This is a genomic window from Aminobacter sp. LjRoot7 (assembly GCF_964252895.1).
GTDB classification, from domain to species: domain Bacteria; phylum Pseudomonadota; class Alphaproteobacteria; order Rhizobiales; family Rhizobiaceae; genus Aminobacter; species Aminobacter aminovorans_B.
Map to the genome: position 1 here is coordinate 47,476 of NZ_CAXUPX020000001.1, position 21,474 is coordinate 68,949.

Here is a 21,474-nt window from a genome sequence, read left to right on the forward strand (position 1 = left end):
TCCAGGCCGGTCCAAAGACATCGACGGGGAAGACCAAATGATCTACGATTGCAGTCAATGAACGGTGATATCGGCTAACATTGTGATGACTGAAGACCATTTGGACCGCATTGACCGCAATATCCTGTTCGCCCTGTCGCGCGATGGCCGCCTGTCCATGGCCGAGCTTGCCACAAAAGTCGGGCTTTCCAAAACCCCGGTGCAGGCGCGGGTCAAGCGGCTGGAAAAGGATGGCTTCATCAAGGGCTATCAGGCGATCATCGACAGCGAACGCATGGGCGAAGGCCACGTCGCATTCGTCCAGGTCAAGCTCTCCGACACACGGTCGGCAGCGCTCGACGATTTCAACCGCGCCGTGCATGCCGTGCGCGAGATCGAGCAGTGCCACATGATGGCGGCGAGCTTCGACTATCTGCTCAAGGTCCGGACCCGCGACATAGCGGCCTACAGGCGCGTGCTCGGCGAGCGCATATCGGCCCTGCCCCATGTCGCCCAGACATCGACCTTCGTTGCCATGGAAACGGTCAAGGACCGCTGACTAGTCGCTGAGCGTCTTCAGGAACGCCACAAGTGCCGCTCGCTCGCCTTCGGAGAGCGCCACGGCATGTATCTCGCTCTCGCCTTCGACGGATTTCGGCGCGCTCGCATAGTTGTTCACGACCTGCTCCAAAGTGGCGAACTGGCCCGCATGCATGTAGGGCGGACGTCCGGCGACATTGCGCAGCGACGGGGTCTTGTAGGCGCGGACGAGCTCGGGCGAACTCTTCTGCATGAAGCGCAGCTCACCGCAGGCCTCCTCGCCGCCATCGCGGAATATTCCCAGGCAATTGAACGGATCGGCCAGAACCTCGTCGACAACTGCGATGCGTCCACGATCGGCGGGCAATCCGGCGACGGGCGGCACACCGGTGTTGTGGAAGTGATTGTCGGTGAAACGTGGCCCAGTATGGCAGGTCGAGCAATTGGCCTTGCCGATGAAAAGCCTGAGGCCTTGCCGTTCCTCGGCCGACAGATCGTCCTTGGCTGATGGCGCCCGTCCCTGCGCCACGGCATCGGCGAAGCGGTCGAAGCGGGTCTTGCCGTGGACCAGCGAGCGCTCGAAGGCAGCGATTGCCTTGCCTATGTCGGAAAAGATGCGGTCAACGCCCTCGCGCTGCGCATCGCTCATCCCGGCCCAGGCGGCCTTTTCCGCCGGCGTGCCGAACGGCCCGGCACTGGCCGGCAACGTCGACAGGTCGGGCAGCGGACGGAAAATACGCTCGTAGCGCTCGCCGAAGCGGCGCTTGAGATAATGTGCATAGGCGGTGCGCGTGCCGGCATGCTCGAGCACATTTTCCAGCGGCACCAGCGCCTGTGACCACAGGCTGTCGCGCCGGCCGTCCCAGAAAAAGAACGCATCGCGCGCCACGCCTGCCAGCGGCATGGTGCGTCGGTGGGTTTCGCTAACGCCCACGCCGCGCGGAAGATCGTCCTGGAACTGGCGGTCGATCTTGTGGCAGGTGCCGCAGGCGACATTGCCGTCGCGGCTCATACCGGTGTCGAAGAACAGCGTCGCACCCAGCGCGGCAGCCCCGGGATCGTCGGCGAAGCGATTGGTCGGATCCGGTGGCAGGGGGGCAAGTGCTGCCAGCGACATCGATGCGATGGTGCGCTTTTCGGCGTCGGTGAAATCGGCTTCGCTGCAGCCTGCCAGCGCTGCTGCAATCATCGCAGCGGCAATCAGCTTGGTGAGCAGGCTGCGTGCCATCGCCTCACAGAACCAGGTTGAACGTGGCTTCGTCGGCGCCGGCAGGTGCGGTGACGCCGAGTTTGAGCTGCCACCAGCCGGTCATGGAAAACTTCATGCCTTCGATGCGGTAACGGCCATCACCGAGATAGGTCGTCGCTTCAGGGCTCGTCGGCAGGCCATGCGCATGCTCTGGCATGCCCCCGCCGACGCTGATCGCAGCCCCCTCCACCGGTGCACCTTGCCGCGTCTTCACCGTCACCACCCAGGCATGCAGCTCGCCTTGCCTGGGCTCGCCGGCCTCTGGCGCGATGGACAATGCATAGACGCCCTTGGCCGAATTCTTGGAACGCGCGAGGTCGGGCCCCGGCGCCGCAGGCGCTGTCAGGAAAACGACCGACAGAAAGCCGATGGCCAGCGCCACCAGCCCGAACGCCCCGACGACCATGCGCCACGCTGAAGTCATTCCAGTTCCTCCCGCCTGCCGACAACGTTTTTCTGACAGCGCGCCTTCCCGGCGCCATCAGATTCGCGGCATCCGCAAGATGGCCCGTTCTTCTGCACTTGGCTATTCGATACGCGACACCAGGCCGGATCGACCCGAACATAACAGTTACAACGAGTTACACCGATTTTCGGATTCTTCCTGTCAAAGATCCAAAAGAAAACGCGCGCCCCCTGCGGATCGCGTGTTCGTTCAGATTCAGGGGCGCTGAAGCGCCTTAGAGCCCCAGCCCGCCGATGCAGACATATTTGGTGTCGAGATAGTCCTCGATGCCCTGATGCCCGCCTTCGCGGCCGAGGCCGGATTCCTTAACGCCGCCGAATGGCGCTTCCGGCGTGGTGATCAGGCCTTCATTGACCCCGACCATGCCGTATTTCAGCCCTTCCATGACCCGGAAGGCACGGCCGAGGTCGCCGGTGTAGAAATAGCTGGCGAGGCCGAACTCGGTGTCGTTGGCGAGTGCGATCGCTTCCTCTTCCGTCTCGAACTTGAAGACCGGAGCGACCGGGCCGAAGATCTCGTCCTTCATGAACAGCATGTCGGGCGTGGCGCCCGAAATCACCGTCGGTTCGAAGAACGAGCCACCCAACGCGTGGCGCTTGCCGCCGGCAACCACCTTGCCGCCCTTGGCGGTGGCGTCGGCGATGAATTCCTCGACCTTTTCGACGGCCTTGTCGTCGATCAGCGGGCCCTGCTGCACGCCAGCATCCAGGCCGGAACCGACCTTGAGCTTATTCGACGCCTCGGCCAGCTTGGCCACGAACTTGTCGTAGATGCCGGCCTGGGCGAAGAAGCGGTTGGTGCAGACGCAGGTCTGGCCGGAATTGCGGAATTTTGCGGTGATCGCGCCTTCGACGGCACGATCGATGTCGGCGTCATCGAAGACCAGGAACGGCGCGTTGCCGCCCAGTTCCATCGAAACCTTCTTCACCGTCGAGGCCGACTTGGCAATCAGCATCTTGCCGACTTCGGTCGAGCCAGTGAAGGTGATCTTCTTGACCAGCGGGTTGGCGCAGATTTCGTCGCCGATCTCGCCGGCCGCCCCTGTCAGGACGTTGACCACGCCCTTGGGGAAGCCGACTTCCTCGCACAGCGCGCCCCAGGCCAGGCCCGAATAGGGCGTCTGCGACGCCGGCTTGACCACTGCGGTGCAGCCTGCTGCAAGGGCCGGTCCAAGCTTGCGCGACAGCATCGAGGACGGGAAATTCCACGGCGTGATGGCGGCAATGACGCCCACCGGTTCCTTGGTAACGAGGACACGGCGATCCGCCCATGGCGACGGCACGACATCGCCATAGGTGCGGCGCGCCTCTTCGGCAAACCACAGCACATAGGCCGCCGACGAGCCGATCTCGCCCTTGGCTTCGGTCAGCGACTTGCCCTGCTCGATGGTGAGCAGTTCGGCCAGCGCGTCCTGATTGTCCATGATGGCGTCGTGCAGCTTGCGCAGCAGCTTCGAGCGCTCGAGCGCCGACGTCTTGCGGAAGCTCTTGAACGCCTCGTTGGCCGCTTCGATGGCGCGACGTGTCTCGGCCGCACCCGAACGCGGCACGGTGCCGATCTTCAGGCCGGTCGCCGGATTGGTGACGTCGATGGTCTTGCCGGAATCGGCCTGCACCCATTCGCCGTTGATGAGATTGGCCTGCCGCATGAAATGACTGGTTTTCTGAAGCATGGCTTCACCTCCTGAAATGGCGTCCGTTGCGACGCAGGCTACTCTGGAAATCGTCGAAAAGCGCGCGTCCGGGACTGTTTTCGGCCCGATGCGCCAGGCAATTTAGTAGCGTGCCGCCGGGTCGGCGATCAACCGCATTATGGCACAGATGCGTTGGTCCAGCCTAACCAGTTACCCGGCTGCCTTTCTACCCAAACACCATCGTCGCAATCGTCAGCCAGAACGCGGTCGTGGCCACGGCACAGGCCGTTGCGATCGTCATCTGGTTCGAGGCCAGGGCCTGGCCGGTGCCGAACTGCGTGGCGATGAGATAGGAATTGACGCCTGAAGGCAGGCTGGCCGCCGCCACAGCCACCTTCGCCGACAAGGGCGGCAGACCGAACAGCCAGGCAAACAGCAGCGCCACGGCCGGCATCAGCATCAGCTTGAGCACCGACAGCGCCAATGCCGGCTTGATGTTGCCCGAAATGCCGAACTTCTTGAGCCCGAGCCCCATCGCAAACAGCGCGACCGGCCCGGCAATGTTGGCAAGTGCGTCGATGAAGCGCGTGGCAAGCCCCGGCATGGGCACCCCGGTCGCCCTCCAGGCCAGCCCAGCCAGGATGCCGACGATCAGCGGATTGGTCAGGATCTTGCGCAGGAAATCGCGAATGATCACAACAGGATGCATCGGTTCGCTGCGTCGTGGCCCAAACATCTCGAACAGGATGATCGAAGCCATCATCATGGTCGGCAGGTGGACCGAGACGATCAGCGACAGGATCTCGAACCCCTCCTGGCCGAAAACGCCGAGCATGAAGGGAATGCCCAGCAGCACGAGATTGGAAAAGGCCGAAGACACCCCGCCGACCACGCCGGCCTGCCCATCACGGCCGAACATGCGGGTCGTCACCAGATGCCCCGCTGTCCAGGCGACCGTAACCGCAATGAAATATGTCGCCCACAGCGACCACGGCGCCGAACCGTGGAAATCGGCGCCGATCATGGTGCGAAACAGCAGCAGCGGCAGCGCCACGCCGATGGCGAACTCGGAAAGCGCGTCGCCGGTTTCGCTGCGCAGATAGCCGGTGGCGCCAGCGAGATAACCCAGTGCCACGAGGCCGAAGACGAAGAGCACGGTTTCTACGAGAGGTGACATCGGCGCTCGGCAAATGGGGAATCGGCTGGTCCGAGCATTGCGCCGCGGCCACCCCGGATCAAGTCACGACACAGGATCGGAAGTCGGCGCACGTTATTGGCGTCAGCTTGCCTTTCAATCCACTTTGGCCTCCCTATATCCGCATCGCCTGTTCGGGATCATTCATGCTCAGATTTACCATTGCGATCATGCTGTTGCTCGGCGCACTGCCCGCCCAGGCCACGGAAGCCGGCTGGGCACTGCTGCGAAATGGCGGCCATGTCGTGCTGCTGCGCAACGCCATGACCACCGGCACGGTCGAGCCGCCCAATTTCGACATCGAGAAATGCGCGACACAGCTCAACCTGTCCGATCGCGGCCGCCAGCAGGCACGCAAGATCGGCGCGCTGTTCGACGCCCGCGCCGCGCCGGTCGAGCGCATCCTGGCCAGCCGCTATTGCCGGACGCTGGAAACCGCCCGCCTCGCCTTCGATGACCGGAAGGTCGAGCCGACCGCGGCCCTCGACAAGCCGACTGACGCCACCCGCGAGGCCGACGTCGCCACCGTCATGGACATCATTCGCAACTATTCCGGCTCCGACAACATCGTGCTCGTCACCCATCTGGAGAACATCCAGGCGCTGACCGGTGCGGCCGCACGCGAAGGCGAAGCGCTGATCGTCGGCCTGCAAGGAGAAAAGCTGCATGTGCTTGGCCGCATCGTCTTCTAGAGCTTCAGGCGGCCCGCCTTCCCTTGCGTTCAGGGCCGGACGCCTTAACGAAAGCGCAGGATTTGGCCTTTTCCTGTCCGGAAAAACCGATTAGACAGCCCTCAAAACTACGCGCGAAGAATCTGTCCCAGGTTCATGATCGCCCTCACCAAAGGAAAAACCGTGTCCACGACCTTCGACAAAGTCGCCAAGATCATTGCCGAGACCAGCGAGATCGACATCGACACCATCACGCCCGAGAGCCACACCATCGACGATCTGGGCATCGACAGCCTCGACTTCCTCGACATCGTCTTTGCGATCGACAAGGAATTCGGCATCAAGGTGCCGCTCGAGAAGTGGACGCAGGAAGTCAACGACGGCAAGGCTTCGACCGACGAGTACTTCGTCATGAAGAACCTCTGCGCCAAGATCGACGCGCTCGTCGCTGCGAAGAACGCCTGAGCACGCTGAAGCCGCCCATGGCCAATCGCGACGTCGTCATCACAGGCATCGGCCTCGTCTCCTCGCTCGGAGAAGGCGGTGCAGCTCACTGGGACAAGCTGACAACAGCGGGCACCGCCCCGGTGATCGACGCCGAGCGCTTCCAGCCCTATGCCATCCATCCGCTTCCCGAGATCGACTGGGGCCTGCAGATCGCCAAGCGCGGCGACCAGCGCCAGATGGAAACCTGGCAGCGGCTTGGCACGTATACGGCGGGCATGGCGCTCGACGATGCCGGCATCAAGGGCAATGACGAACTTAGCGCGACCATGGACATGGTGGTGGCTGCAGGTGGCGGCGAACGCGACGAGGCGGTCGACGCCGGCGTGCTCGCGGCTTCCGAAGGCCGCAGCGATCGCGACGTGCTGATCAACGAGAAGCTGACGACGGAACTCCGGCCGACGCTGTTCCTGGCCCAGCTCTCCAATCTGCTCGCCGGCAACATCTCGATCGTCCACAAGGTCACCGGCTCTTCACGCACCTTCATGGGCGAGGAAGGTGCCGGCGTTTCGGCCATCGAGACAGCGGCGGCGCGCATCCGCTCCGGCCAGTCGACGCATGTGCTGGTCGGCGGCGCCTTCCAGACCGAACATTCGGACATGCTGCTTGGCTACGAGCTAGCTGGGTACCTGCATCGCGGCCCGTGGAAGCCAGTGTGGCAGCGCCAGGGTTCGGAAGGCGGCGGCGTCGTCACCGGCTCCGGCGGCGCGTTCCTGGTGCTTGAATCGCGCGATCACGCCGAAGCACGCGGCCAGAAGATCTATGCCGAGCTCGGCCCGGTCCTTTCCGGTCGCACCAGGCGCCGGAATGGCGGCCTTGCTGAGAACATTGCCGAACTGCTGGCCAAGGCCGAGTTGCCGGAGGGCGACCTGCTCGCGATTTCGGGTGCATCGGGCGCACACGCCGCAACCGCAGCCGAAAAATCGGCTCTCGACGGCAACCCGGCAATTGCGGCTCGCGCCCTTTCGTCGCTGACCGGCCACATGAAGGAAGCACAGTTTCCGTTCGCGGTGGCGCTTGCCGCATTGGCCGTCGACCGTGGCGCCGGCTATCCGGCTTTCGAAGCGGGCGAAAGAGATTTCTCCGGCCAGCCACGCAATGTTCTCGCAACGGCGATCGGCTATCACCAGTTTGAAGGCATGGCGCTCGTCTCCGCGCCGCGCTGAAGGGTGTCAGGACAAAACATGGCCAATCTGAAGGATCACCTCGGCAGACCCGTCGTCGCCGTCACCGGCATCGGCGTCGTCACCTCGCTCGGCGTCGGCAAGGCCGACAACTGGGCCGCGCTGACGTCGGGCAAGTCGGGCATTCATCCGATCACCCGTTTCCCCACCGATCTGCTCAACACCCGCATCTCCGGCATGGTCGATTTCCTGCCGTCGAGCACCAAGGGCGCCAGCGCACTGACTTACGAGTTGGCCGAGACGGCAGCGCTCGAAGCCGTCGAGGAGGCAGGTTTTGCCTCCGACGACTTCGACGGTCCGCTGTTCCTCGCCTCGCCGCCGGTCGAACTCGACTGGCGCGACCGCTTCACGCTCTATGCCGGCGACGATGAAGGCTCGGCTTCCGAGCGCCTGCTCAAGGTGGCGCGCAGCCAGAACTCGCTCGACATGTTCGACACCTCGCAATTCGGTTCGATCGCCGATCGCCTCGCCGACCGGTTCGGCACGCGCGGCCTGCCGATCACCACCTCGACCGCATGTGCATCGGGTGCCACGGCCATCCAGCTTGGGGTCGAGGCGATCCGTCGCGGCGAATGCGACCGCGCATTGTCGGTCGGCGCCGACGGTTCGGCGACGGCCGAAGCGCTGATCCGCTTCTCGCTCCTGTCGGCGCTGTCGACCAACAACGATGTGCCGGAAAAGGCCTCCAAGCCGTTCTCCAAGGACCGCGACGGCTTCGTGCTGGCCGAAGGTTCGGCGGCCCTGGTGCTCGAATCGCTGGAAAGCGCACTTGCCCGCGGTGCCGAGGTGCTTGGCATCCTCAGGGGCTGCGGCGAAAAGGCCGACGATTTCCACCGCACCCGCTCCAAGCCCGACGGCTCGCCGGCGATCGCCGCGGTCAAGGCGGCCCTTGCCGATGCCGGCCTCGCCGAAGACGAGATCGACTACGTCAATGCGCATGGCACCTCGACGCCCGAGAACGACAAGATGGAGCATCTGTCGCTGTCGACGGTGTTCGGCGAGCGCATCCGCAAGATTCCAGTGTCGTCGAACAAGTCGATGATCGGCCACACGCTGTCGGCTGCGGGTGCCATTGAGGCCGCCTTCTCGCTGATGACCATGCGTGAAGGCGTCATTCCGCCGACCATCAACTACGACAATCCCGATCCTTCGATCGAGCTCGACGTGGTGCCGAATGTGAAGCGGAAGGCCGAGATTCGCACCGTGCTTTCCAACTCCTTCGGCTTCGGCGGCCAGAACACCTGCCTTGTCATGGCGCGGGAACCGGTCTAAGCGACCGCCTACACGTCCCAGAGACAAGGATTTAGCGACATCATGCGCGCATTGCAGCTCGTTGAGGACCGCCGGCTCGAGCAGGTGGACATTGCACCGCCTCCCCCTCCCGGCCTTGGCGAAGTCACCTTGCGCATCAAGGCCGTGGCGCTCAACCACATCGACGTCTGGGGCTGGCGCGGCATGGCGTTCGCCAAGCGCAAGATGCCGCTGGTCATCGGCGCGGAGGCCTCCGGCGAGATCGACGAAGTCGGCCCCGGCGTCACCGGACTTGCGCCCGGCCAGCTCGTGTCGATCTACGGCGCCCGCACCTGCGGCCTGTGCCGCCCATGCCGCGAAGGCCGCGACAATCTCTGCGAGCACGTCTCGGGCGTGCATGGCTTCCATCTCGACGGTTTCGCCCAGGAGAAGATCAACCTGCCGGCGCGTCTTCTTGTGCCGGCCCCTCCCGGCGTCGACGCCATCGGTGCTGCGGTCGCGCCCGTCACCTTCGGCACTGTCGAGCACATGCTGTTCGACAACGCCAAGCTTGAGCCGGGCGAGACGATCCTGATCCATGCTGGCGGCTCTGGCATCGGCTCGGCCGCGATCCAGCTCGCCAAGAAGATGGGCTGCACCGTCATCACCACGGTCGGCTCCAACGACAAGATCGAGAAGGCCAAGGCGCTCGGCGCCGACCACGTCATCAACTATCGCGAAGACCGCTTCGAAGGCGTCGTGCGCAAGCTCACGAAGAAGAAGGGCGTCGACGTGGTGTTCGAGCATGTCGGCAAGGACACATGGGCCGGCTCGATGTTCAGCCTGAAGCGCGGCGGCCGCCTCGTCACCTGCGGCTCGACCTCGGGCGTGTCGACCGAAATCAACCTGATGATGCTGTTCCAGCAGCAGCTCAAGCTGCTCGGCTCCTTTGGCTGCCGGATGGAAAACATGGCCGACGCCATGCAGAAGATGGCCGCCGGACTGGTCAAGCCGATCATCGACACCGAAGTCGACTTCACTTCCATCGACACCGCTTTGAAGCGGATGGAAGGTCGCGACGTGTTCGGCAAGATCATCCTGCGCATCCACTGAGGACGCCAGCGAATTGCCCCGCAGGAAGGCCAGCAAGATCCCCAGCCCCACGATGATGCGCATCATGGGGCGGCTGCGCATGCTCAACTACTGGCTGGTGGCGCAGGTCGCCCTGGTGGCGCTCAAGCTGCTGCGCCTGCTGCCGGTCGACAAGGGACTCAACTTCGCCGATCGCGCCGCCCGCACAGTTGGTCCGTGGTTTGGCCGTCACCGCGTGGCACTGTCAAACCTGCGCGCCGCCTATCCCGAGAAAAGCAAGGCCGAGATCGAAGCCATTGCCCTTGATATGTGGGGCAACATGGGCCGGCTTGGCGCGGAATACATCTTCCTCGAGCAGATTTTCGACTACGATCCGGAGGCCAAGACACCCGGTCGTATCGAAGTGACCGGCAATGACCATTTCCTCAAGATCGCCAGCGAGGACAAGCCGCACATCGTCTTCACCGGCCATCTCGGCAATTTCGAGCTGCTGCCGATCGCCGCCGCCACCTTCGGCATGAAGATCACGTCGCTGTTCCGCCCGCCGAACAACCCCTATCTGGCGGAATACATCTTCTCGACACGTGCTTCGAACATGGGCGACCTGCTGGCCTCGCAGCGCGGCGCGTCCTTCGCGCTCGCCGGCATTCTCGACCGCGGCGGCAATGTCGGCGTGCTCGTCGACCAGAAGTTCAAGCGCGGCCTCAGGACGACCTTCTTCGGCCGCGAATGCGAGACCAATCCGGTGCTCGCCATGCTCGCTCGTCACTATGACTGCGACGTCTATCCGGCGCATTGCATCCGCCTGCCCGGCGGGCGCTACAGGCTGACGATCGAGGACAAGCTGGCACTGCCGCGCCGCGACGACGGCGCCGTCGATGTCCAGGCCACCACACAGATGCTCAACGACACCGTCGAGCGCTGGATCCGTGAGGATCCGGGCCAGTGGATGTGGTTCCACAAGCGCTGGGGCTTGACCGAGGGCAAGCGCCGCAAGGTCAACAAGGCCGGCAAGCTCTCGGCCGGTAGCTGAAGCCCTATCCGCCGTAATAGTTCATGACCGCATGGCGGGCTTCCGCGAAAAACAGCCAGCGCTCGACGACAAGGCCGAGCGCGTAGCAGAACACGGCCAGCACTGCAGCCGGCACGGCGGCCGCTCCGCCGGCAAGGATCGCCACCAGCAGCAGCAGAACAGGCGCCAGCCCACCAGACAGGATCGCCAGCCTGGACAGCTTGAGCGCATGCTTGCGCGCGACCTTGAAGCCCATTTCACGGGTCAGGTAGTTCTCGTTGACATGCGGCCGCTCGAACAGCCTGACATGGCCGATATGGCCAAGCCCGGTTGCGCTCTCGGGCGTCGACAACGGCGCGAGTGTCCGCAGCCTTGTCCACCACTGCTGCTTGGAGATCCACGCTGCCACGACAAACAGGATGGCGATTGCGGCGCAAACCGTGCCGCCGCTGCCGGATGAATAGCCGGCGACGGATGCGAGCAGGAAGCCCCCGGCTGCCGCGAACAACAGGTAGCAAAGCGGCGTAAGCCCTGTATTCCAGGCCTGGATCGAGCGCAGCGAACCGTAGATCATCGCGGTGCAATAGACGGTGACGCCACACATGACCGTGCCTGCCAGGCCCGCAACCAGGAGGTAACGCCCCTCGACAATCGAAAACCATGCCGTAACAGTCAGCGGCACGAAGGTGGCGATCGCCATCACGCCTTCGCGCGACAGCCAGCTTGAGCGCCATTGCGACAGCGCCCGCCAAGCCCGTTGCGGATTGCCGAGATGCAGCGTAGACGACAGCAGACCGCCCGCGATCATTGCCAGCGCGCCGATGTGAGCAAGCTTGACCGACAGGGTCGAGGCGTCGAGCAGGCCAAGGCCGAGCACAGCCGCCAGGCCGTAGCCGAGCCCGGAAAGCGTTGTGAACACGATGATGGAGAATGCGGGATGCATGGTTCAGATCCGGTCCAGCATGCCGTCGAGCCAGGCAAAGAAACCTTTGGCGCCGTCGGTGTTTTCAGCCAGCACGGCAGAACCGGCACTCGCGGCCAGCGGCTTGCGCGGCCGTGGCGGCAGATACTTGTTGGTCGGGCGCGTGCCCTGCTCCGGCATCAGGTCGTAGCCGCCGCGCTCGGCCACCATGCGCGAGACCTCTGATGAGGCATCGCCAAGATCGCCGAAATGCCGGGCATTGGCCGGGCATGTCCGGACACAGGACGGCACCCGGTCGACCTCCTTGAGTGTCTCGTTGTAGATGCGGTCGACGCACAAGGTGCATTTCTTCATCACCCCGGCGGCCAGATCCATCTCGCGCGCGCCATAGGCGCAGGACCAGGCGCACAGGCCACAGCCAATGCATTTGCTTTCGTCGACAAGCACGATGCCGTCTTCGGCGCGCTTGTAGGAGGCGCCTGTCGGACAGACGGTGACGCAGGGCGCGTCCTCGCAATGCAGGCATGACTTGGGGAAATGCACGATGCGTGCCTCTCCCGCCTCGCCGATCACCTGCCCGCCCTCCGGCACGACCTCGAAGGTGTGGATGCGATTGAGGAAGGTACCGGACACATCAGCCCCATACGGGTCCTGGTCGGACAGCGCCGCGCCATAGCCGCCGGTATTCCACTCCTTGCAGCTAATGACGCAGGCATGGCAGCCGACGCAGACGTCGAGGTCGATGACCAGGCCAAGCTTCTTCGGTGTCGGCAGTGACGGCAGGCTGGTCATTTCGCCCACTCCTGGCCGTAGCGCAGCTCTTCGACCTGCGGACGCCCCCCGCCGGGTTGCGCGACGGCGGCAAGATGCGGCTCGCTGACCTCGGCCGGTTCGGCTTTCTCGATGCGGACGCGCAGGTCGTACCACGCCGCCTGGCCGGTAACCGGATCCGAGTTCGACCAGCGCATCCCATCGCCCTTCGGCGGTAGAAGTTCATGGATCAAGTGATTCATCAGGAAGCCTTTTTTGGCTTCGGGCGCATCCTTGTCGAGCGCCCAGGCACCCTCGCGCTTGCCGATCGCATTCCATGTCCAGATCGTGCTCGAATTGACCGCCTCCATCCGCGCGACCTCGACCTTGATGCGGCCGTGATGCGAAATCACCCAAACCCAGTCGCCATCGACGAGCCCGATCTCGTCGCAGATCGGACCGGGCACATAGAGCGGGTTCCGTGTATGGATCTGCCTGAGCCAAGCATTCATCGAGCCCCAGGAATGGTACATCGCCGCCGGTCGCTGGGTGATGGCGTGATAGGGATACTCCTCGCGACTGACCGCCGCCTCCTCGAACGGCCGGTACCACATCGGCAGCGGATCGAAGGTGGCGAGGATGCGCTCGCGATGCGTCTCAGGCGCCACCGGCTCGCGCAGGCCCTCGGCCGACAACCGGAATTTCTGCAGTGATTCCTGGTAGAGCTGGAAGGTCACCGGCTTCGGCTCGTCAAAGAAGCCCATGCGCACGGCAAAATCCTGATAGGCCTTGTTGGCGTGCTTGAAGAATTGCGCTTCGAGCGGAATATGCGCCGAAAAGAATGAGCCGTTTTCGATGTAGCGATCGAGCTGGTCGCGGTTGATGGCCCCTCGCCCGGTGCGGTCGCCATTGCTGCCACGAAAGCCGGCGAGCGGCCCGATGCCCGGCCGCCTTTCGTGGCGCACGATGTAGTCGGCATAATCCGCGTAGAGCGCCTTGCCGCGGCTATCGACGAAACCGGGCAGCTTGAGCCGCGCGCCAAGGTCGATCAGCACACTCTGGAAGCCGCGCACGTCCCGATCCGGCTCGACCACCGGCCAACGGATGGCGTCCTGGACCGCATCCGGCTCGGAGATCGGCCGGTCGAGCAGCGAAATGCAGTCGTGCCGCTCGAGATAGGTCGTGTCGGGCAGCACCAGATCGGCATAAGCGACCATTTCGGAGGAATAGGCGTCCGAATAGATGATCTTCGGGATGCGGTACTCGCCCGTCGCGGGATTCTTGTCCTCGAGCATCTTGATGACGCCTGCGGTGTTCATCGACGAGTTCCACGCCATGTTGGCCATGTAGAGGAACATCAGGTCGATCGGGTACGGATCGCCGGCATGGGCGTTGGCGATCACCATGTGCATCAGCCCGTGGGCCGAGATTGGGGCATCCCATGAAAACGCCTTGTCGATGCGCATCGGCTTGCCGTCGGCATCGATCAGCAGATCTTCCGGCCCACGGGGAAAACCGAGATGCGGGCCCGACAGCGGCTTGTTGGAGCCGAAATGCTCGGCCTTGCCGTGTGGCGTCGGATGCGCCTCGATCGGCTTGGGATAAGGCGGCTCGAAACGGAAGGCTCCGGGGCAGTCGACTGCGCCGATCAGCACCTGCAACATGTGCAAGGCGCGCGCCGTCTGGAATCCGTTCGAATGCGCCGAAAGCCCACGCATGGCATGGAACGACACCGGCCGCCCGACGAACGCCTCATGGCGCTCGCCATTCATGTCGGTCCAGGGCTGGTCGATCGTGATCGCCTCGTCGAAGGCGACGCGCGCGATCTCGGCAGCGAGGCCCCGGATGACGTCGGCGGCGACGCCGGTTTCCCCGGCGACCGCCTCCGGCGCATACTGCGGGTCGAGGTATTTTTCGGCGAGGAGCTGGAACGACGGCACGGCAAAGCGGCCGTCGGGCAGCTCGACACGCCCGGAAAGTGCGGCCCGCGCGCCTTTGCTGCCCAATGCCACGACCTGTTCGGTGACGGTTTCGAAGACCTGCGGCTTGCCCTCTGCATCGCGGACGAAAAGCCCGTGCTCGGCGGTTCCGGGCGCATCGACGACCAGCCAGGTCGCGTTGGAATAGCGCACGATGTAGTCGACATCGATTTTCCGCGCTTTCAGCAGTTCATGTATGACGGCGAGGATCAGCAGACCGTCGGTGCCGGGGCGGATGCCGATCCAGTTGTCGGCGACTGCGGAATAGCCGGTCCGCACCGGATTGACCGAGACGAAGCGCGCGCCGCGCTTCTTGAGCTTTGAAATGCCGATCTTGAGCGGGTTGGAATCGTGGTCCTCCGCCACGCCGAACATCACGAACAGCTTGGTGCGGTCCCAGTCGGGCGCGCCGAATTCCCAGAATGCGCCGCCGATGGTCATGATGCCGGCGGCCGCCATGTTGACCGAGCAGAAGCCGCCATGGGCTGCGTAGTTGGGTGTACCGAACTGCTGGGCCCAGAAGCCGGTCAGCGACTGCGACTGGTCGCGGCCGGTGAAGAAGGCCAGCTTCTTCGGATCGGCCTGGCGCACGCCGTCCAGCCAGCCGGTCGCAAGCTCCAGCGCCTCGTCCCAGGAAATCTCCTTGAACTCACCCGAGCCGCGCGGCCCGGTCCTGAGCAGCGGCGCGCGCAGCCGCGCCGGCGCGTAGTGCTGCATGATGCCCGCCGAACCCTTGGCGCACAGAACGCCGCGATTGACCGGATGGTCGCGGTTGCCCTCGATGTAGCGGACCTTGCCGTCCTTGAGATGGACGTCGATGCCACAGCGGCAGGCGCACATGTAGCAGGTGGTCTTGCGGACCTCGTCGGAGACGGGTTCCGAAAGCGCGACATGCGGTTCTGACGTCATCCGGTGGCCTCCCTGAGCATGAGTCCTAGCGAGGCAGCGCCTGAAAGGAAATGCCCGAAAACGGCTCTCTACGGCAAAATTTGTCTATACCGCGACAAGAACTTAGACCAGACGGCTAAAGTCACGGCAGAAATGAAAAGGCCGAGGAGCCCCCACTCCCCGGCCTTTTCGCAGGCACGTCGCCCCGAAACGCGAAAGTCTAGAAGAACAGATAGGTCGACCGCGCGGTATCCATTGTCGCGCCGTTGCGATCCTCGTCCAGCAATGTGTCGGCACCGAAGGTCGCGCGAATGCCCAGCACCAGCTTGTGGATGTTGACGCTCTCGCTGCTGACGCCGGACAGGTGATCGAACTGGTAGCGCCCGAAGACGGTCCATGGCGTGCCGTCGAAACGGTAGTTGCCCTGCAGTGCCGCCGACACCGTGTCGGCTCCATCGCTGATGTCCACCGAGCGGTAGCCAAGCTCGGCATCGAAGCGAAGGTTCGGCTGGGCGAAATAACGCGCCACGCCGCGCACGCCCCAGATGTCCAGATGCTCCGAGAAGCCCGATTGACGCAATTGGCCATAATAGGCCTGGGCATAGAGGGTCAGGTTGTCGAAATAGACCTGGCCTTCCGGGCCCACGGTGAAGCTGTAGATGTCTTCCGGGCCGCTGTCGCCGCCATAGCCGTTGATGGTGGCGAAGGCACCGAGCGCGAAGCTGCTTGGGTCACGCCAGTAGCCGTGCAGTGCCGCTCCATAGCTGTTGATGTCGCCTTCGTCGAACCAGACGCCGTCGGCGAAGACATCGCCCTGGATGTTCCAGCGCGCATCGATGGGATAGTTCAGCCGCGCCGCACCGCCCGCCACCCAGCCGTTTTCGTTGCCGCCTTCGGTATCGATCCACAACCCGCCGAGATAGGCCTCAACATGCCCCGACACCCACGGACCGGCAGCGACAGGTTCCTCGACGATGGGTTGAACTGTGTCAGCGGCAAACACTGATGTCGACGACAGCGCCAGAACGATGCCTGCAAGAACCCGCTTCATGAAATCCCTCGAATGAAATTCCAGCCTGAGTTGCAGGCACATTAGCAGGCGCTTGAAGGATTGAGTATGATTATGCCGCTCTGCATCAGGCATTTCGCGGCAGGCCTGCGGCATATCGGCAACAGAACTGCCGTTACGGCAGCTTACATAAGGGCAAAGAAGGAGGATGCGGGGTAAACATTGCCCACCAACCGGATTTGCCTGAGCTTCGTCAGCTAATTGGTGACGACAATTCGCGTGTTGCTCGCCCCGACTTCTCTGACCAGCGAATAGAATCTCGCGGCATTCGCCGTCTGCAGCCGGACGCAGCCATGCGATGCCGGGCGGCCCAGCTGCCTGACCGCACCTGTGCCATGGATGGCGTAACCGCCATTGTAGAACACCGAATATGGCATCGGCGAATTGTCGTACTTCTGCGAATACCACATCCGGTGTAGGCGCTTCGGCCGCCAGCTGCCGCGCGGCGTGACATATCCCCTGCGCGCCGTCGAAACCGGCCACTGGTGGATCACCCGCCCGTCGTAACTGACGGTCATCGTCTGGGTCGCGATGCTGACCCTCGCGACAAGTACATCTGCAAGTGCCTGAGTTGGAACGCCAGCAAAGCCCAGTGCGGCGGCCATGAAGAGAGCTTTGTACATTCTTCGCACACTCCCCAAACCGGCAGTATTTTCCCTGCCCACCGAAGATGGGAACATGAAAAGCTGTACGGTTCGTAAAACTGAACGCGGAAGATGAATACAACCGCAACCACCACCTGAGGTAGCAGTCGCGAATTTTCGCCGGCTTTCAGGTGGCCCAAGTCAGCGCCCCTCGCCGCCCCGTCTGGCCCAGTTGACTCGACCCTGCATGGGCATAGGCTGCCCGTCGCAGCTGGAGTCACGTTCCAAGATGCTCCAGCCGGATAACGTGCGGCCCACGGCGGACCGTCGCCCGGAGGATCTCAAAAATGCAACCATCCCAATATTTTAGCGGCATGAGCAGGCGAAACCTGCTGTCGTTGATCGGCCTCACGGCAGGCACTGCGGCGATGTATCAGGCGATGACCAGCCTCGGTCTCGCGGTTGAGTCAGGCTACAAGGGACCGGTGAAACTGGAGGGCGATCCGAAGGGCGCCAGCGTGCTTATCCTGGGTGCCGGCCTCGCCGGCATGACGGCCGCACTCGAGCTCCGGCAGGCCGGATACAAGGTCAAGATCCTCGAATACAACAACAGGTCGGGCGGGCGCAACTGGACGTTGCGCGGCGGCGACACCTACACCGAGCTCGGCGGCGCGACGCAGAAATGCGAATTCGACGAGGGCCTCTACATCAATCCGGGCCCATGGCGCATTCCGTATCACCACAACGGGCTTCTGGCCTATTGCCGGCGCCTCGGCGTCACGCTGGAGCCATTCCAGCAGCTCAACCACAACGCCTTCCTGCATTCGTCTAAGGCGTTCGGCGGCAGGCCGCAGCGCGTGCGAGACATCAAGATCGACTTCCAGGGCCATGTCTCCGAACTGCTCGCCAAGGTTGCCCACACCGGCAAGCTCGAAGGCAGTGTCACCAAGGAAGACCAGGAGATGCTGGTCGAGGCCCTGCGCTCGTGGGGCGCGCTCGACAAGGACTACGCCTATACCAAGAGCGTGGCGAACTCCGAATTCCGCGGCTTCGCCAAGGACCCGGGCGGCGGCCTTGGTGCTGCACCCGTGCCGAGCGATCCGATCGCGCTGACCGACATATTGAGCTCGGGCCTGTGGGGCAGCCTCGCCAATTTCGCCCTCTACGAGTTCCAGACGACGATGTTCCAGCCGGTCGGCGGCATCGACATGATCGGCAAGGCCTTCACCAAGGAGGTCGGCGACCTGATCACCTACAATGCCAAGGTCTCGAAGATCCATCAGGACGACAAGGGCGTCACCGTTACCTATGAGGACGTCCAGAAACCGGGCACGATGGCCGAAGAGAAGGCCGATTGGTGCATCTGCACCATTCCGCTGACCATTCTCAGCCAGATCGAGATCAATGTCGGCGCCCCGATGCAGGCGGCGATCGAGGCCGTGCCTTATGCCTCGTCGGTCAAGGTCGGCCTGCAGTTCAAGCGCCGCTTCTGGGAACAGGACGAACTGATTTTCGGCGGCGTCAGCTACACCGACCTGCCGATCACCCAGATTTCCTATCCGAGCACCAGCTTCAACACCAACGGCAAGGGCGTTCTGCTCGGCGCCTACACCTGGAACGGGCCGCACTCCTACGAGTTCACCTCGATGGCGCCGGAGGACCGCGTCAAACGCGCCGTCGAATACGGCACGATGATCCACCCGCAATACAAGGATGAGTTCGAGAACGGCATCTCGATGGCCTGGCACCGCTCGCCCTTCACGCTCGGCTGTGCCGGCGACTGGACCGAGGAAGCGCGCAAGGAGCACTACGACAACCTTTGCCAGATCGACGGCCGCATCGTGCTCGCCGGCGAACACGCCTCCTACATCCCGGCGTGGATGGAGGGTGCGATCCTGTCGTCGCTCGATGCGATCACCAGGCTGCACCAGCGCGTCGTGGCGGGATGACGGCAGCACCGCTCATCCTTCATCCTCATTTTTCGCAAGGCATGTCGACATGACCCAGCAATCGAAACTCTTAATCGGCCAAATCGCCGCCGCCGTTATGTTCACTGTATTTTCCGCTAGCGCCACCCTCGCCGACTCGGCCGGCGCCACCTTCAGTGACGGCGACAATTTCTCCGAAAAGACCGGCCAGGAGCTCTACGCAAACGTCTGCCAGGCCTGCCACATGGATCAGGGCCAGGGCGCGGTCGGTGCCGGCAAATACCCGGCGCTGGCCAAGAACGTGAACCTCGAAGCCGGCGGCTACCCTGTTTACGTCATCCTGCATGGCCTCAAGGGCATGCCGCCGGTTGGCAGCATGATGAGCGACGACCAGGTTGCCGCTGTGGTCAACTATGTCAGGACCAATTTCGGCAACGACTACAAGGATGCCGTGACGGCTGAAGACGTAGCTGGCTCTCGCTGACACCTCAGCGCCGGATTGGCACACGAGACTGCTAGATCCAACAGGTTTGGAGCGTTCGCTCCAGCGACCGAAGCAGCCGGTGATCCTGCTGGCTGCTTCATTTCATGCGGCAAAAGGAGAAAGGCATGACAACAATGCGGATCTGCGCCGCCACCCTCGTGGCTGGACTGTTCCTCTCGGGCAACGCGATGGCTGAGGATGTGGTGCGCCACAAGAACCCGAATTCGGACTTTCCGATCGCCCAGGCCGTCGAAGTCCCCGCCGGCAAGACGACGGTCTATGTCAGCGGCGCGGTGCCCTCGGTCGTCGACGAGAAAGCCGAGAAGGGCAGCTTTGCCGCCTATGGCGACACCAGAACGCAGACGGAATCGGTGCTGAAATCGATCGAAAAGACCCTCGAAGGCCTTGGCCTCAAGATGGGCGACGTGGTCAAGATGCAGGTCTTCCTCGTCGGTGATCCGGCACAGGGCGGCAAGATGGATTTTGCCGGCTTCATGGACGGCTACACCAAATTTTTCGGCACCAAGGAGCAGCCGAACCTGCCGGCCCGCTCGGTCATGCAGGTCGCCGGCCTCGTCGCGCCCGGCTGGCTGGTCGAGATCGAGGTCACCGCCGTCCGCCCGTGAGTGGAACGGTTTGCGCGGGTTGCCACGAAACAGGCAGCCTGCGCGCTCGACAGCAGCTGACGGATGCGCAAGACTGGCAACGATCCGGGCAAGGTGAAGCCAGACAAAGTGAACAATGTCGACCGCATGTATGACAAGCTTTTCAAGATCATAGACGACCGTCGTGAAGAACTGGCGGAACTGACTGCGGAGCTGATCCGTTTTCCCACCATCAACCCGCCCGGCGACGCCTATCGCCCTTGCGCGGAATACCTCGGCAATCGCCTGGCCAGGCGCGGCTTCGGCGTAGAATACATCAGAGCCGAAGGCACGCCAGGCGACACCGACCGCTATCCGCGCATCAATGTCGTTGCCCGTTTCGACGGCCGGGTGGCCGGACCCACCGTCCATTTCAATTCCCATATCGACGTCGTCGAGGCGGGTGAAGGCTGGTCGGTTGATCCATTTGCCGGCACGATCCGCGACGGCCGCGTCTATGGCCGTGGCGCCTGCGACATGAAGGGCGGGCTGGCAGCCTCGATCATCGCCGCCGAAGCCTTCATGGACGTCAATCCGGACTTCCCCGGCGCCATCGAGATATCCGGCACCGTCGACGAGGAGTCGGGCGGTTTCGGCGGCGTCGCCTATCTCGCCGGCAAGGGATATTTCTCCAGGCCCAGGGTCGACCACGTCATCATCCCCGAGCCCCTCAACAAGGACCGTATCTGCCTCGGTCATCGCGGCGTCTGGTGGGCGGAAATCGAGACCAAGGGCGAGATCGCACATGGCTCCATGCCGTTCCTCGGCGACTGCGCCGTCCGCCACATGGGGGCTGTGCTCGAAGCCTTCGAGCGGGAGCTGTTTCCCGCGCTCGACCGCAAGACGACGCGCATGCCGGTGGTGCCGGAAGGTGCGCGGCGCTCGACGATGAACATCAACTCGATCCATGGCGGACAGACCGACGATTTCCGCCCAGGCCTGCCCTCGCCCAACGTGCCCGATTCCTGTCGCCTGACCATCGACCGTCGCTTCCTGCTGGAAGAAAACATCGTCGACGTCAAAGGCGAAGTCACCAGCATCCTCGACCGCCTCAAGCGCGAACGCAGGAAGTTCGACTACGAGATCCGCGACATCATGGAGGTCCAGCCACTGATGACCGAGCGCGATGCGCCGGTAGCGTCGGCCATTGCCAGAGGCATACGCGAGATCTTCGACAGGGAGCCGGAATATGTCATCTCGCCCGGTACCTATGACCAGAAGCACGTCGCCCGCATCGGCCATTTGTACGATTGCATCGCCTATGGCCCGGGTATTCTCGACCTCGCCCATCGGCCGGACGAATGGGTCGGCATCGACGACATGGTCCAGTCGGCGAAGGTGATGGCAATAGGCCTCGACATCTTGCTGCGCGGCCAGTTCAACGGCTGATCGGCGAAGCAACGCCTGTTGCGGCGTGAGAAAATCATTTCCGCAGCACTGCTGCAATTGCAACAAACTTGATTTACTCGGC

The 21,474-nt window shown here is 63.4% G+C and carries 20 protein-coding genes; 11 read left to right on the forward strand and 9 right to left on the reverse strand.

Annotated elements, in window-relative coordinates; all coding sequences use genetic code 11:
• The first annotated feature begins 85 nt into the window (after nucleotides 1-85).
• Complete coding sequence (locus ACSQ3E_RS00245) at nucleotides 86-538, forward strand: Lrp/AsnC ligand binding domain-containing protein (RefSeq protein ID WP_115731702.1); 453 nt, start codon at nucleotides 86-88, stop codon at nucleotides 536-538.
• Here ACSQ3E_RS00245 and ACSQ3E_RS00250 read toward each other — a convergent pair whose 3' ends face one another.
• The 4 genes from ACSQ3E_RS00250 to ACSQ3E_RS00265 all read right to left on the reverse strand — a co-directional run bounded on the left by ACSQ3E_RS00250 (nucleotide 539) and on the right by ACSQ3E_RS00265 (nucleotide 5,044).
• Nucleotides 539-1,747 (reverse strand): cytochrome-c peroxidase, encoded by a 1,209-nt coding sequence (locus ACSQ3E_RS00250; protein WP_436121153.1) that lies wholly within the window; start codon nucleotides 1,745-1,747, stop codon nucleotides 539-541.
• A gap of 4 nt (nucleotides 1,748-1,751) precedes the next feature.
• Complete coding sequence (locus ACSQ3E_RS00255; protein ID WP_436121154.1) at nucleotides 1,752-2,192, reverse strand: FixH family protein; 441 nt, start codon at nucleotides 2,190-2,192, stop codon at nucleotides 1,752-1,754.
• Between the two features lie 256 nt (nucleotides 2,193-2,448).
• Nucleotides 2,449-3,906, reverse strand: coding sequence for an NAD-dependent succinate-semialdehyde dehydrogenase (locus ACSQ3E_RS00260; RefSeq protein WP_436121155.1), 1,458 nt, complete (start codon nucleotides 3,904-3,906; stop codon nucleotides 2,449-2,451).
• Between the two features lie 187 nt (nucleotides 3,907-4,093).
• Entirely contained in the window at nucleotides 4,094-5,044 is a 951-nt protein-coding gene (locus ACSQ3E_RS00265) for an AEC family transporter (RefSeq protein ID WP_436121156.1), read from the reverse strand.
• Nucleotides 5,045-5,208: 164 nt separating this feature from the next.
• On the opposite strand from ACSQ3E_RS00265, the gene ACSQ3E_RS00270 reads away from it, so the two are divergent.
• The 6 genes from ACSQ3E_RS00270 to ACSQ3E_RS00295 all read left to right on the forward strand — a co-directional run bounded on the left by ACSQ3E_RS00270 (nucleotide 5,209) and on the right by ACSQ3E_RS00295 (nucleotide 10,776).
• Nucleotides 5,209-5,754 (forward strand): histidine phosphatase family protein, encoded by a 546-nt coding sequence (locus ACSQ3E_RS00270; RefSeq protein WP_310317825.1) that lies wholly within the window; start codon nucleotides 5,209-5,211, stop codon nucleotides 5,752-5,754.
• Nucleotides 5,755-5,889: 135 nt separating this feature from the next.
• On the forward strand, nucleotides 5,890-6,198 hold the full coding sequence (locus ACSQ3E_RS00275) for an acyl carrier protein (RefSeq protein ID WP_154383938.1): 309 nt from the start codon (nucleotides 5,890-5,892) through the stop codon (nucleotides 6,196-6,198).
• Between the two features lie 17 nt (nucleotides 6,199-6,215).
• Nucleotides 6,216-7,403, forward strand: a complete 1,188-nt coding sequence (locus ACSQ3E_RS00280) for a beta-ketoacyl-ACP synthase (RefSeq protein WP_310317819.1) — start codon at nucleotides 6,216-6,218, stop codon at nucleotides 7,401-7,403.
• A gap of 18 nt (nucleotides 7,404-7,421) precedes the next feature.
• Nucleotides 7,422-8,693, forward strand: a complete 1,272-nt coding sequence (locus tag ACSQ3E_RS00285) for a beta-ketoacyl-ACP synthase (protein ID WP_436121157.1) — start codon at nucleotides 7,422-7,424, stop codon at nucleotides 8,691-8,693.
• A 42-nt stretch (nucleotides 8,694-8,735) separates the two neighbouring features.
• Nucleotides 8,736-9,764, forward strand: a complete 1,029-nt coding sequence (locus ACSQ3E_RS00290; RefSeq protein WP_436121158.1) for a zinc-binding dehydrogenase — start codon at nucleotides 8,736-8,738, stop codon at nucleotides 9,762-9,764.
• A 52-nt stretch (nucleotides 9,765-9,816) separates the two neighbouring features.
• Nucleotides 9,817-10,776 (forward strand): lipid A biosynthesis lauroyl acyltransferase, encoded by a 960-nt coding sequence (locus ACSQ3E_RS00295; protein WP_436121946.1) that lies wholly within the window; start codon nucleotides 9,817-9,819, stop codon nucleotides 10,774-10,776.
• A 4-nt stretch (nucleotides 10,777-10,780) separates the two neighbouring features.
• Here the strand turns inward: ACSQ3E_RS00295 and ACSQ3E_RS00300 are convergent, their stop codons facing one another.
• From ACSQ3E_RS00300 to ACSQ3E_RS00320, 5 genes are all read right to left on the reverse strand, one after another.
• Nucleotides 10,781-11,698 carry a dimethyl sulfoxide reductase anchor subunit family protein gene (locus ACSQ3E_RS00300; RefSeq protein ID WP_436121159.1) on the reverse strand — a complete coding sequence of 306 codons (918 nt, stop codon included), beginning with the start codon at nucleotides 11,696-11,698 and terminating at the stop codon, nucleotides 10,781-10,783.
• A gap of 3 nt (nucleotides 11,699-11,701) precedes the next feature.
• Nucleotides 11,702-12,469, reverse strand: a complete 768-nt coding sequence (locus tag ACSQ3E_RS00305) for a 4Fe-4S dicluster domain-containing protein (RefSeq protein WP_192315800.1) — start codon at nucleotides 12,467-12,469, stop codon at nucleotides 11,702-11,704.
• Nucleotides 12,466-15,315: a molybdopterin oxidoreductase family protein gene (locus ACSQ3E_RS00310; protein ID WP_436121160.1), complete on the reverse strand. Its 2,850-nt coding sequence runs from the start codon at nucleotides 15,313-15,315 to the stop codon at nucleotides 12,466-12,468. The genes ACSQ3E_RS00305 and ACSQ3E_RS00310 overlap by 4 nt, the downstream gene beginning before the upstream one ends.
• Before the next feature lie 199 nt (nucleotides 15,316-15,514).
• Entirely contained in the window at nucleotides 15,515-16,345 is an 831-nt protein-coding gene (locus ACSQ3E_RS00315) for a hypothetical protein (protein WP_436121161.1), read from the reverse strand.
• Nucleotides 16,346-16,560: 215 nt separating this feature from the next.
• Nucleotides 16,561-16,986 (reverse strand): L,D-transpeptidase, encoded by a 426-nt coding sequence (locus tag ACSQ3E_RS00320; protein ID WP_310317800.1) that lies wholly within the window; start codon nucleotides 16,984-16,986, stop codon nucleotides 16,561-16,563.
• A gap of 335 nt (nucleotides 16,987-17,321) precedes the next feature.
• Here ACSQ3E_RS00320 and ACSQ3E_RS00325 point away from each other — a divergent pair, with 335 nt between their 5' ends.
• The 4 genes from ACSQ3E_RS00325 (at nucleotide 17,322) to ACSQ3E_RS00340 (ending at nucleotide 21,392) form a co-directional block, all read left to right on the forward strand.
• The gene (locus ACSQ3E_RS00325; RefSeq protein ID WP_436121162.1) at nucleotides 17,322-18,896 is read left to right on the forward strand and encodes a flavin monoamine oxidase family protein; all 1,575 of its coding nucleotides are present in this window, start codon (nucleotides 17,322-17,324) and stop codon (nucleotides 18,894-18,896) included.
• A gap of 49 nt (nucleotides 18,897-18,945) precedes the next feature.
• Nucleotides 18,946-19,359, forward strand: a complete 414-nt coding sequence (locus tag ACSQ3E_RS00330; RefSeq protein WP_436121163.1) for a c-type cytochrome — start codon at nucleotides 18,946-18,948, stop codon at nucleotides 19,357-19,359.
• Nucleotides 19,360-19,484: 125 nt separating this feature from the next.
• Entirely contained in the window at nucleotides 19,485-19,985 is a 501-nt protein-coding gene (locus ACSQ3E_RS00335; protein WP_436121164.1) for a RidA family protein, read from the forward strand.
• 126 nt (nucleotides 19,986-20,111) lie between these two features.
• A complete protein-coding gene (locus ACSQ3E_RS00340) occupies nucleotides 20,112-21,392 on the forward strand; it encodes an acetylornithine deacetylase/succinyl-diaminopimelate desuccinylase family protein (protein ID WP_436121947.1) in 1,281 nt (426 codons plus the stop codon).
• Nucleotides 21,393-21,474 lie beyond the last annotated feature (82 nt).